Raw genomic sequence first — 12320 nt, forward strand, 5'->3', positions numbered from 1 at the left:
GGGCACAGACATGCCGCAGCGCCCGGCGACAGTTGCTTGTCATCGGGCACCGCGGCATTTCAGTGTGCGGAGTTCAGCGTTTCAGCGTGCCGAGCCGGACCGCGTCAGGACGCGAGCACCTCGTCGAGCAGGGCCTCGGCCTTGTCCTCGTTCGTGTTCTCCGCGAGGGCGAGCTCGCTCACCAGGATCTGGCGGGCCTTGGCGAGCATGCGCTTCTCACCCGCGGAGAGTCCGCGCTCGCGCTCACGACGCCACAGGTCACGCACGACTTCCGCGACCTTGATGACGTCGCCGGAGGCGAGCTTCTCCAGGTTTGCCTTGTATCGACGGGACCAGTTCGTGGGCTCCTCGGCGTACGGCGCGCGCAGCACCTCGAAGACCCGGTCCAGCCCGTCCTGACCGACCACATCACGCACGCCGACGAACTCCGCATTGTCCGCTGGCACACGTACCGTCAGGTCACCCTGGGCGACCTTCAGCACCAAGTAGGTCTTGTCCACGCCTTTGATCTGGCGAGTTTCGATAGCCTCGATCAGCGCGGCCCCGTGATGGGGATAGACCACGGTGTCGCCAACCTTGAACGTCATGTGACAGGTACCCCTTCCGTGGCTATCCAGGGTAACACGGAAACCGGCGGTTCTGAATGGCGTTTTCGCAGGTCAGGGCATATCTCGGGGCTTGACAACAGCAACAGGAACGTGCTGCGCGGGCCGCCCGGAGGCAGGTATTCGCAGGTGGGAGCCGCTCTTCGGGCGGGGAGAAACGCGCACGTTACACACATCCGGACGCCTTCCCAAGTGGCTTAACGTCCACAAATGTCCGCTTCCAAGCGTACGACTTCCGCTACTCCGTTCGGTGACCCGCGCCGGGTCCGGGGCGTTTCCGGAATTGATCACGGCCTCCGGCGGAACGGCACGTGATCGATTTCCCCGCTGGTCACGCATTCCTTCACGTGAATTTTGCGCCCCGTGTTGCGCACGAGTTATGTGAATGCCTGACGAGCGTCGCGGCAAAGTGGCCGGGGAGCCACTTGCGGCACCCCGGGTACCCCCTGCTTGAGGGAAGCGGGGGGCTTGGGGAGGGTCGGGTGCGGCGGCGCGGGAACGGCTCGGTAACCTGGGGCCGCTGACAGACACTTAGGGTGGCTTTATAAGGGAGTCGCCCGCGCGTTCAAGGAGATGCCGCCGCCGTGAGCAGCAGCCTTCGACGCGGCGCCCTCGCCGCCTCCGCCATCGCCTTCTCCGTCGCCTCGCTCGCCGCGTGCGGCGCCGGCAACGACTCCCAGACCCTGGAGATCAAGCCGGACAACGCCGCGACCAGTGTGGGTGACATCAAGGTCCAGAACGCGACCGTGATCACCCAGCCGGACCTCACGTCGACCGGTCCCGCCGTGGTCTCCGCGACCATCTTCAACACGGGCACCCAGCCGGAGACGCTCCAGTCGATCGTCGTCGCCGGCACCAACAAGACCGCCGAACTGCACGCCACCAAGTCGCAGCCGCTGACCATCCCGGGCGGCGGCCGGCTGATCCTGGGCGGCAAGGACAACGCCTCCGCGGTGCTGCCCAGCAGCCGCGAGGCGATCAAGGACGGCAACGCCCAGAAGATCACGTTCACCTTCAGCAAGACCGGCGACGTGAGCCTGCGGGCGTTCGTGGTCCCCGCGGAGAGCTACTTCACCGGCTGGGGCCCGAGCTCGGTCCCGTCGCCCTCCGCGTCCGCCTCCGCGTCCGCCTCGGCCTCCACCTCCGGCTCCCCGGCCGCGGGCAGCAAGGCCGGCGAGAGCGCCAAGCCGGGCAAGGGCAAGGCGTCGGAGAGCGCCTCGGCCAACCCGAGCGACTCGGCGTCGCAGTCGGCGAACGCAGGCTGAGCGGTCGTACGCCGGTCGAGCGGCCGTACGAGAACGTCCGTACGCGAACGTCTGAAGGGCGGCCCCCCAGCGGGGGGGGCCGCCCTTCACCGTAGGACCAGGTCAGCGGTTTACGGCTCGAACTTGTATCCCAGCCCCCGGACCGTCACCAGGTACCGCGGCGCGCCCGGGTCCGGCTCGATCTTCGCGCGCAGGCGCTTGACGTGGACGTCGAGGGTCTTGGTGTCGCCCACGTAGTCGGCGCCCCACACCCGGTCGATGAGCTGCATGCGGGTCAGGACGCGGCCCGCGTTGCGCAGCAGCATCTCCAGCAGGTCGAACTCCTTGAGGGGGAGGTCGACCTTGGAGCCGGAGACGGTGACCACGTGGCGGTCGACGTCCATGCGGACCGGCCCGGCCTCGAGGGCGGCCGGGGTGACCTCCTCGGGCTCGCCCCGGCGGCGCAGCACCGCGCGGATGCGGGCGACCAGCTCGCGGGAGGAGAAGGGCTTGGTGACGTAGTCGTCGGCTCCTATTTCGAGCCCGACGACCTTGTCGATCTCGCTGTCCTTGGCCGTCACCATGATGACGGGGACGTTGGAGCGGCCGCGCAGCTGGCGGCAGACCTCGGTACCGGGCAGCCCCGGCAGCATCAGGTCGAGGAGGACGAGGTCGGCGCCGTTGCGCTCGAACTCGTCGAGTCCGTCGGGCCCGGTGGCCGCCACGGCGACCTCGAAGCCCTCCTTGCGGAGCATGTACGACAGGGCGTCGGAGAAGGACTCCTCGTCCTCGACGACGAGCACACGGGTCACGGAAGGACCTCCGGGGCGGGAAGCGGTTCGTACGGGGATGACTCGGGGGTGCCGGCCTCGTCGTCGAGGTCGGGGTCGGGGTGCTGCGACGCGCGGTCGCGTACCGCGCCCGCCTCCGGCAGCCGGAGGGTGAACGTGGAGCCCTGGTTCTCGGCGCTCCACACCGTGACCTCCCCGCCGTGCGAGGCGGCCACGTGCTTGACGATGGCGAGGCCGAGGCCGGTGCCACCGGTGGCCCGGGACCGGGCCGGGTCGACGCGGTAGAAGCGCTCGAAGATGCGCTCCTTGTCCTTGTCGGTGATGCCGATGCCCTGGTCGGTCACGGCGAGCTCGATCATGTCGCCGCCGGGCGCGTTGACCCGACGGGCGGCTATCCCGACCCGGGTGCGGGCCGGGGAGTAGTTGACGGCGTTCTCGACCAGGTTGCCGAGGGCGGCGGCGAGCTGGCCGCGGTTGCCCCAGACGTGCAGGTCGGCGGTGCCGCCGGCGGCCATGGTGATCTGCTTGGTGCCGGCCTGGTGGCGGCACCGGTCGATCGCCTCGGCGACGAGCTCGTCCACGCGGACGGGCTCGGCGTCCTCCAGCGGATCGTCGTTCTGCACTCTCGACAGGTCGATGAGCTCCTGGACCAGGTTGGTCAGGCGCGTGGCCTCGATCTGCATGCGACCGGCGAAGCGCTGCACGGCCTCCGGGTCGTCCGAGGCGTCCATGACGGCCTCGGAGAGCAGGGAGAGCGCGCCGACCGGGGTCTTGAGCTCATGGCTCACGTTCGCCACGAAATCACGTCGTACCGCCTCGATGCGGCGGGCCTCGGTGAGGTCCTCGACGAGGAGCAGCACGAGCCGGGAGCCGAGCGGCGCCACCCGGGCGGAGACCGCGAGGGCCTCACCGCGGCCGGTGCCGCGTCGGGGCAGATCCAGCTCCACCTGTCGTATCTCGCCGTCCCGGCGGGTGTCCCTGGCCATGCCGAGCATCGGCTCGACGGCGAGTTTGCCACCGCGCACGAGTCCGAGGGCGTACGCCGCCGAGCTCGCCTTGACGACGGTGTCGGCCTCGTCCAGGACGACCGCCGAGGAGCGCAGCACGCTCAGCACGGTGTCCACGCCCGGGGGCAGTACGGGGTCGGTGTGCAGAGAAGTCCTGGTCGGTCGCTTCTGGTCGCGTTCGCTCCAGCGGAACGCCAGCATGGCGATGACACCGGTGAGTACCCCGGCGATCGCTGCCGCTGCGGCGACCGCCGCGTTCACGTCCATGCAAACAGGTTAAGCAGGGGGTACGACATCCCCACAGCCATGGAAGTGCGACCTCGAACACTCGTCGCCCAGAGTTCACCTTGGAGCCAGTATTGGTTCATTTGGGGTGGCAGAAACGGTCGCGTTGAGACCGGAACGTGGGAGCGTGGGGTTCGCAGCTGGTTTCGGCCACGGCCCCCGGCCCCCGGAACCCCTGGAACACACGCACGAGAGGGAACCCTGATGCGGGACGCGTACCACGAGGAACTCGACTCGATCGGCGACAGCCTGGTCGACATGGCCAGGCTGGTCGGCTCGGCCATCGGGCGCGCCACGACGGCGATCCTCGACGGCGACCTGAAGCTGGCCGAGAGCGTCATCGAGGCCGACCAGAAGGTGGACGAGCTCCACCACGACCTGGAGGCGCGTGCGATAGCCCTGCTCGCCCGCCAGCAGCCGGTGGCGACCGACCTGCGGATCGTCGTCACCTCCCTGCGGATGTCCGCCGACCTGGAGCGCTCCGGCGACCTCGCCCAGCACGTGGCGAAGCTGGCCCGGCTGCGCTTCCCGGAGCGCGCGGTCCCGCGGGACCTGGAAGCCACCATCCTGGAGATGGGCCAGCTCGCCCAGCGCCTGATGGCCAAGGCCGCCGAGGTCATCGTCACCAAGGACGTCGACCTGGCGCTCCAGCTGGAGCAGGACGACGACGAGATGGACCTGCTGCACCGCACGCTCTTCTCGCACCTGCTGGACGACCGCTGGAAGCACGGCATCGAGACGGCCGTCGACGTGACGCTGCTCGGCCGCTACTACGAGCGGTACGCCGACCACGCGGTCGCCGTCGCCAAGCGCGTCGTCTTCCTGGTCACCGGCGAGCACGCGGACGACCTGCAGGCCGACATCCAGCCGGTGACGGGCGCCGAGGGGGCGTGACCGCCCTGGTGGGCGGGGCTCGCGCGGTGCGGGTCAGGCGTGCGAGCGCCACTGTGCGCCGTTGATGCGCCCAGCAGAACGGGCATGGAATGGGCAAAGGCACCACGCCCTGCCTCTGGGGAATCCAGGGACCGGGGAATCTAGGGACCTCTAGGAGGGATCCATGGCCGAATCCCCCAGCACCACGCCCGACCCCACGCAAGAACGCGAGACGGACCAGCCCGCCGAGATCAAGAACCTTCTGGTCATCGGCGCCTGCGGGTGCGGCTCGGGCTGCGGGTGCGGCTGCCAGTCGGGCAGCCCGTGCCAGTGCGGCTGAGCGGACGACCCGGACACGACGGAGGGCCCCGGACTCAGGTCCGGGGCCCTTCGCGTGCCGTGCGTGGGGCGGGCGCGCGTGCCGTGTGGGCGGGTCGGGCGCAGCATGGAACTGCCCCGTAAAAGGTGAAGGAGGTGGCAGCCATGCCGCAGTTCATGGACGTCCACCACGGGATGCAGGGCATCACCGCCGACCAGCTCAAGGAGGCCCACGAGGCCGACCTGGCCGCCGAGAAGGACGAGGGCGTGCACTTCGAACGGGCCTGGGCCGACCCCGACTCCGGCAACGTCTACTGCCTCTCCGAGGGCCCCTCGGCCGAGGCGGTCAGGCGCGTCCACGAACGCACCGGTCACCCGGCCGACGAGATCCACGAGGTACCGCTGTCGATCTGGTGAGCACCGGCGTTCCGTGCAGCCGTCGAGGAGGGCGGGAGGTCACTCGTACCAGGGCCCGGGCAGCGGCCCGCGCTTCCCGCCCGCCGGAGCCCCCTGCAGGTCACCGGCCTGCCCGAGGTCGCCCCGGATGTGCAGGTAGAGGGAGGGGGTCGGCAGGCCGACGGTCTGGATCCAGCCCCTGCCGTGTACGTGCCCTGCCGCGATCAGCTCCTCGGCCTGGCCGGGCGGCGCCACGGTGGTCGCGTAGCTCTGGCTGATCGTCTCGCCGCTGTCGGCGAAGGCGTAGCGACCGGCGTAGGCGTAGCCCTCGTGGAGCCACACGTACAGCACGATCGGCTTGGCCAGGACGGTGCGGAACCAGTCCGCCGCGAGCCGGGCGAGCCGGTCCGTCGGCCCCGTGGCGTCGAGCGCCCATGCGCTGGGCGCGTCGGGGAGCTGATACAGCTGGTTGTGCAGCCGGTCCCCCCGGACACGGTCGCCGACCAGGTGCACGCCCAGGTCGACGAGGTGCCGCCGCGGCTCCGCCCGGTCGGACAGACTCACCGACGCCAGCAGCGCCCCCCAGCCGTCGGGGCGGCCGACCTCCCCGAACACATCGGCCGGCGCCCAGCCCCGGCAGTAGCCGTTCAGCGCCGAGGCGAACTCCCGCTCGGTCTCGGTGAACTCGAACTCGTCATCCGGGTCGTCGGTCTCGAACCAGTCCCGCGTTGTCATGGACCGGACTCTACGAGGGCGGCCGGCCCGCGTTCGACAGCTTTTGGACGGCCCGGCGCCCGCCCCGGGCCGCCGGCTCACCTGAGGAACCCCCGTTCGTGGATGCGAAAGTGACTGCATGACGACACCAGAGGCGTGGCAGGCCGGGGAGGCAGAGGGACTCGCGGTGGACGGGCTCCGCTGGCTCACCGGGGTGGCGCGTGAGACGTCCGGAGCGGGTCTCGCGTGGCCGACCAAACCATCGGACGACGAGCTCGACCCGACGCTCTACGGCGGTACGGCCGGTGTCGTCCCCGTACTCCTCGAAGCGTGGCGGCACTTCGGCGACGACACCTACGCCGACACCGCGCTGCGCGCCGCCCGCGGTCTCGCGGACTCCGTCGACGCCATCGACGACGACTCCCTCTACGTCGGCCGCACCGGAATCGCCCTGGCCCTGCGCGCCGTTCACGAACAGCTGGGCGACACGGCCGCCGGTGCCGCCGCCGACCGCGCGCTGGACCTCGTACGGTCACACTTCGACGGCACCCGGTGGGGCGAGCTGTTCGAACTGATAGGCGGCAACGCGGGGATCGGCCTCGGGGCGTTCCTGGCCGGCGACGCCGACCTGGCCGTCCTCGCCCTGGAGCCGTATCTCCGGACGGCGGAGCAGACTCCGGCGGGCGTCCAGTGGGCCTACCGCCCCGGTGTCGACGCCCGTCTGCATCACGTGTCGCACGGCACGCTGGGCATCGTCCTGGCGCTGGCCAGGGTCGGCGCGGGCACCGGCCGTACGGATCTGGTCGAACTGGCGCTGGCCGGCGCCGCGGACGTCGTCGCACGCGACGAGGCCGGACCGGAGGGCTTCCTCGTACCGCACTCGACCCCCCAGTACCGCCCCGGCACCGCCGCGCGCATCAGCTACGGCTGGTGCCACGGCCCGGCCGGGGACGCCCACGTCTTCCGGCTCCTGCGGGACGTCACGGCCGACCCGGTCTGGGCCACCCTCGCCGACCGCTGCTGGCACAGCATCACCCACTCCGGCCTGCCCCGGCGCCTGCACCCCGGCTTCTGGGACAACAACGGCCGCTGCTGCGGCACCGCGGGGGTCCTCGCCCTGGCCGGCGACCGGATCGCCGAACTCCGGGACCCGTACGACTTCGCCGGCACCCTGGTCTCCGACCTGGCCGCCCGCGCGATCCGGGACACCGCGGGCGCCCGCTGGTCCAACCACGAACACCGGGCCACCCCACCCGACCTGGAACCACGCACCGGCTGGGCCATGGGCAACGCGGGCATCGTCCGCGAACTCCTCCGCTACGCCCGCCTGCCCCAAGGCGGCAACCCGACCTACGCGTTCACATGGCCGGACCAGCCACCGATCCACACCGGGACCACCGACACGCGGCGTGAGTGCACTCTGACGAGCAGGTTCCCGCCGTGATTCTCGACGGCGTCCCTCAGGATGAGGCCACGGCAGCCGTCGTGGCCCTCGGCGATGCCGGAGCCCGGGCAGAGACGAGAGAACAGCTGGAGCCGGACTTCCGGATGTCCTGAGAGACGACCGGATCACAACAACAGGCCCCCTACTCGCGGAGAACCCGCAGGCAGGGGGCTTGAGCAGGCTGGGTTACTTCTTCTTGCCCTGGGTCTTGCCGGGGATCTTGGGGAGCTGGGTTTTCCCTGATCAGGAGCGGTGGGCTCGTGCGCCTGGTGGTCGTCGTTGGTCGTCATTGGCCAGTGTCGAGCGGCCTCGGACGGCCCGGAGACGGCCCGGACTCGATGGCACTCAAGTGACGGCCAGCGCCTTCAAAGGCCGATAGCCCCGCCTGAACCTCAGCCGACGACAGTCAGCCACGACGGCGGCCGCGCCGACCGACCACGCACGCGTATGCCTCGCTGCACCCCCACCGTCCCGGGCCGCGCTGCCAATGTAAGGCAGCCAGGTCTTCTCTGCTGTCGAGGTGATCAGGAGAAGTGTTCACGAGCGGCACCCTACTTGGCACGCCTGCGGTAGGGCCGAGCCTGGTGAGCACCGCTTTAGAAGTTCGATCAACGGGCGGCCCCGCCGGCTCGGTCTGCCGCTGTTGTATGTGAACAGGGATGCTCGTGTACACCTGCGTCCAGCGTCGTTGATGTCAACCGTGGATGTCAGCGACCGCAGGATCGGGCAGGCTGTGGTGCCGCCGCTCGCCGCCATCCGGTCTCATTGCTGACACGTCACATTCTGTCCCTCCGTACCGTCGTTGATATTAGATTCACCGCCGCGTGAGTCTTACGATTCGACTCCTAGCCAAAGTCCCGCTCTAAGCGGGCTCCTTGCCCGGTCAGAACAAAAGGCCAGGACCTTTCTGCTTCAGTGCCCGCTTACTCGATGCAGGCACTGGAAGAACTCCGGCATGTTGGAGCATGTCAACAGTCAGGAGGTCGCTATCGCAGATGTCATTCAACAGGCCTTCCTGATTACCCTCCTCGCGCACCAACAAGCCAAGCACGTTCAGTAGCTCAAGTAGCTCAGTCGTCCATTCGGGGAGCCAACTAGTCGACACCTCAAAGTCCAATACGAGACGCCGTTTTCCGGCTGGATCTTTCCTGCGGTACCCGAACCACTTATCAATCACGTTCATGCCGGATACTGCGTAATTTCGAACTGCAAGTGGGACAGGAGAAACACACCCAGATCCGATAAGCAGGCTGGCCGTGTCTTCGTCGTAGTCCAACGCCTCAGGCATTGCACCAACCGCATCCGGTATCTCTTCGACGCAACGGGGCCGCTCACTTGGCGGCAGCTTAGGAGCACCTTTTGGGCGACCAGATGACGGGTCGAAGAACCGTTCACCATACGTGTGGAGCCAAATGATCCTTCGACCCAACTCCACGCTCCGCTTCCACAGAACAGCATCCAGAGTCAGTGGGACGCGCGCACCTGGAACCTCTAGATCCTCTCGGAAGCGAGACGTATAGGCAGGATGAGAGGTGATAGCGGCTATATAGGCCACCAGATCTTCTGCACTAACGATGCATCCGAGTCTGCGGTTGAGCTCTTCCAGTAGCCCCGGACTTATGTTTGGTATAACACTGGCGGCATCACGAAAGAGTGGGCGTGCGCATCCAGCTCGACCATCATAGTAATTCATGTCAGGTATCAAGGCCGTGAAGACAAGCCCTGGTCCGCCCGTTATGGCCTTCGCGTTCTGCTCGACGGTGAATACTTGGCGCTCGCTACGTACGCGCCACAAATCGGGGCGCGCAACGACCATGAGTCGGTTATCTGGAATTATCCATTGACGATCAAAAGAGCGGTATCCAACTCGAATCGGTTCAATATATGGGCGATTCTCGTCTTTTAGTGGTGTGTCTCCGTGGTCAGGGATGCCCGGCAAAGGATCCACGATCTTGTCTAGATTCCGATCACGCGCTTCACCGAACATGGTGCGGCGCGTTTCAGTGTCGGCAGCCAGGAAAAGACGCCAACGGTCGGCCAACGTTTTCCTGTCTGGGGCATACACCCAAACCCGTCCTGGAGTAACGCCCCTCGAAGACCATGGCATGAGGTCTGCCAAGGCGGGACTCGAGCGCCAAACATCGCTCCTTGGCGGCAGAAAAGGATCCTGCCAACCGTCCATGCACGTACGCCAATCGGGATCATCGAGGGTCAGTCCCGACAACCGCCCGATCTTCTCATCGCGTCGCCCATTGACCTGGAGGTGCTTAACTAGAGCAGGACTCTCCCGATCCCTAGACCAGCGCACGAAGATAGCAATACACAACTGCTGTCCGACTCCAGGGAAGAGTCGAGTCGAGTTGTCAGGCCAGTGCTGCTCAGGAGAGACGTCTATGATCCAACCCTCATCGGCGACCCTGCGTAGGTAATCACGCATCCCGGCGAACGCTTGCCCTTTAAGCCAGGCAGAAGGGGTGATGAACGCTACTACACCAAATGGAGAATCCTCATGGTGATCGAACACCTTCCATGTGGCCCAACGCCAGAAGTAAGCGTAGAGATTCGACAGCTTAGACTCGTATTTGCCATTCCCAGGAGCTTTGAATGCTTCCATGGGGGCTGACTCGCCGGCCGAGGGGTCTCCCGACTCTACCCACTTGCCTGCGCCTTTCTTAACCTCGTCGTATGGTGGGTTACCTATCACCACCATGACTCGCTCGTTGCGCTTGACGCTATTCGCTTGCTTCCTCGATTCCGCAATCGAGGCGTAGGTGTGCGGTAGCCATCCGAAGTCATCCTTAGGATTCTCAAGGGTATCGGCGACATACAACCGCAAGCCGCTCGATGGTGCTGCGGACCGATGCTCTTTCAGAGTGGCATGCATACGCAACTCGGCGACAGCATATGGTCCGGTTTGGATCTCGAAGCCGACCAGCCGATTACCAACCATCTCGCGCAATCGAGGCCCTACCGCTCCACTCCCCTCATCCTCCTCAATCACTGCGGCAGCACGCTCTAGAACGCTCAGAAGAAAAGTTCCAGCGCCCATCGCGGGATCGACAACGACGACATCGGGCGAAGCGAATCCGGCTGTGATTCCGAGGCGCTTCTTCAAAATGGCTTCGGTGAGCTGAGTCATCGAAGCCACTACCCCATTGGGTGTGTAGTAAGAGCCTGTGCGCTCGCGTAGTTTTGGATCATAAACTTGCAGAAAGTCTTCGTACAGACGCAGATATGCGTCACCAGATCCGTCATCAAGCAAAGACCAGTTAACTGGTCCGATAACCCGTAGAAGAGTGTGCAGAGTGGTAGACAGGCCTCCCAGTGATTCATCGGTGAGGACTCCGAGAGCCTTACCCATCAGAGAGTGCTTTTTGCCGAGTTTTGTAGCGATTCCGTGCATGCTATCGCCGTCGAAGACGATCCCCTCGACCCTAGCAAGCAGCAAGGCGAAGACAACCGTCTGCGCATATTGATCGGCGAACTCTTCATCGTTGGCTTCCGGGAAAAGGAGGCGTCTCCAGTCCTCTGCTAGGACCGTGAACATTTCGGTACGCTGACCAGACTTCTCAAGATTTAGGGCTTGCTGTACCTCCTCCCTAAGAAGTTGGCACAAGCCCGCGACTGCTCGAACCAACTGATGAACGGTGCGTGGAGGTTGTGGCTGCCATGTTAAGAAGTCATGCAGAACTCTGGCCAGTCCGGAGTCCTGGGGGGCAAGGCGGCCACCAGCCGTCTTGACTGAGCCGGTTACATAGGCCAGATCGCCGACGCGGTTCCCATTCCGGTACAGACCCCATTCATTTCCATCGGCATAGAGAACGTTCGGTAGCAGACGAAGCTTTTCCCACTGAGCAGTGTTGCGGCCAGAGAAGGATGTCGGGTCAGCCCCAATGCCGGGTCGCTTCAACTCGACGTGGCCGACCAGCGCTCCGGCAACCGTAACCGCGTAGTCGGGCCTAGCGTCAATATCGACCAGCGGGACTTCGCCCGTCATTGTGATAGTCAGACCCAAAGCCGCAGCTACAGATCCGAACAGATTCTCTAGTGGGCCGCGGAGTTGATCCTCGGGCCAGCCAGCCCCTCGCAACTTGGGCTTCACTGCCCGCCCGAACTCCGACACTGCTGTACGGACGGCCTGTTCATACGCCACATGCGACGGCATGTATCCCCCCACGGGCTCCGGTCAACTGGCGCTTGGCTTGGTTGAGTTATGGAGCAGAAGGATATGTCCTCATCGGATCTTGAGGTAGGGGCTGACCTTCAACTAGCCACCACAGCAACTGGGGGAGCGCGTCGGGTCACAAGAGACCGAGGCGGCGGAACGGCGCGTGTCCCCGCCCCTGCGCCACAGACGTCCGCGGGGCCAGCAGGCTGGCCGGCACAAGGATCTTGCCGGTCCCGGCGATGCTCGGGCTGTAGCTTGACAGACCCGTGTCAGATGGCTGCTCCGTCACTCGGCACCCTGTGTACGAGTCGGCAGGCGTCACGGCTGCGCCGTTCCCAGTCTGATCAAGTTGGAACGAGCCCTGACCTGAGCCACCGAAAGTCAACCACGGCGGCGGGGACGCCGAACGAGTACCCGTCACGTGTGCTTCCAGCAACCCACCACTGACCTCAGCCACGCTTCTTCGTTCCGTTAC

At 66.2% G+C, this 12320-nt stretch carries 10 protein-coding genes; 5 read left to right on the plus strand and 5 right to left on the minus strand.

The window, feature by feature from the left end; genetic code table 11:
- Positions 1–104: 104 nt before the first annotated feature.
- Complete coding sequence (locus ABZ646_RS06550) at positions 105–587, minus strand: CarD family transcriptional regulator (protein ID WP_003953493.1); 483 nt, start codon at positions 585–587, stop codon at positions 105–107.
- 602 nt (positions 588–1189) lie between these two features.
- Between ABZ646_RS06550 and ABZ646_RS06555 the strand changes: the two genes are divergently transcribed.
- Entirely contained in the window at positions 1190–1870 is a 681-nt protein-coding gene (locus tag ABZ646_RS06555) for a DUF461 domain-containing protein (protein WP_360513600.1), read from the plus strand.
- 110 nt (positions 1871–1980) lie between these two features.
- Here the strand turns inward: ABZ646_RS06555 and ABZ646_RS06560 are convergent, their stop codons facing one another.
- Together ABZ646_RS06560 and ABZ646_RS06565 are read right to left on the minus strand one after the other, a co-directional pair.
- On the minus strand, positions 1981–2661 hold the full coding sequence (locus tag ABZ646_RS06560) for a response regulator transcription factor (protein WP_010358452.1): 681 nt from the start codon (positions 2659–2661) through the stop codon (positions 1981–1983).
- A complete protein-coding gene (locus tag ABZ646_RS06565) occupies positions 2658–3914 on the minus strand; it encodes an ATP-binding protein (protein WP_360513602.1) in 1257 nt (418 codons plus the stop codon). The genes ABZ646_RS06560 and ABZ646_RS06565 overlap by 4 nt, the downstream gene beginning before the upstream one ends.
- 222 nt (positions 3915–4136) lie before the next feature.
- Between ABZ646_RS06565 and phoU the strand changes: the two genes are divergently transcribed.
- The 3 genes from phoU to ABZ646_RS06580 all read left to right on the plus strand — a co-directional run bounded on the left by phoU (position 4137) and on the right by ABZ646_RS06580 (position 5540).
- Positions 4137–4826: a phosphate signaling complex protein PhoU gene (gene phoU / locus ABZ646_RS06570; protein ID WP_133026718.1), complete on the plus strand. Its 690-nt coding sequence runs from the start codon at positions 4137–4139 to the stop codon at positions 4824–4826.
- A 163-nt stretch (positions 4827–4989) separates the two neighbouring features.
- Positions 4990–5145: a hypothetical protein gene (locus ABZ646_RS06575; RefSeq protein ID WP_167391710.1), complete on the plus strand. Its 156-nt coding sequence runs from the start codon at positions 4990–4992 to the stop codon at positions 5143–5145.
- 143 nt (positions 5146–5288) lie between these two features.
- Positions 5289–5540 carry an SCO4226 family nickel-binding protein gene (locus ABZ646_RS06580; RefSeq protein WP_360513605.1) on the plus strand — a complete coding sequence of 84 codons (252 nt, stop codon included), beginning with the start codon at positions 5289–5291 and terminating at the stop codon, positions 5538–5540.
- Positions 5541–5579: 39 nt separating this feature from the next.
- Here the strand turns inward: ABZ646_RS06580 and ABZ646_RS06585 are convergent, their stop codons facing one another.
- Positions 5580–6254 (minus strand): hypothetical protein, encoded by a 675-nt coding sequence (locus tag ABZ646_RS06585; RefSeq protein ID WP_360513607.1) that lies wholly within the window; start codon positions 6252–6254, stop codon positions 5580–5582.
- Positions 6255–6372: 118 nt separating this feature from the next.
- Here ABZ646_RS06585 and ABZ646_RS06590 point away from each other — a divergent pair, with 118 nt between their 5' ends.
- A complete protein-coding gene (locus ABZ646_RS06590) occupies positions 6373–7677 on the plus strand; it encodes a lanthionine synthetase LanC family protein (RefSeq protein ID WP_360513609.1) in 1305 nt (434 codons plus the stop codon).
- Between the two features lie 883 nt (positions 7678–8560).
- On the opposite strand, the gene ABZ646_RS06595 is transcribed toward ABZ646_RS06590, so the two are convergent.
- Positions 8561–11830: a type ISP restriction/modification enzyme gene (locus ABZ646_RS06595; RefSeq protein WP_360513611.1), complete on the minus strand. Its 3270-nt coding sequence runs from the start codon at positions 11828–11830 to the stop codon at positions 8561–8563.
- Between the last annotated feature and the right edge of the window lie 490 nt (positions 11831–12320).

Origin of the sequence: Streptomyces sp. NPDC007162, assembly GCF_040634175.1 — a bacterium.
Taxonomy (GTDB): Bacteria; Actinomycetota; Actinomycetes; order Streptomycetales; family Streptomycetaceae; genus Streptomyces.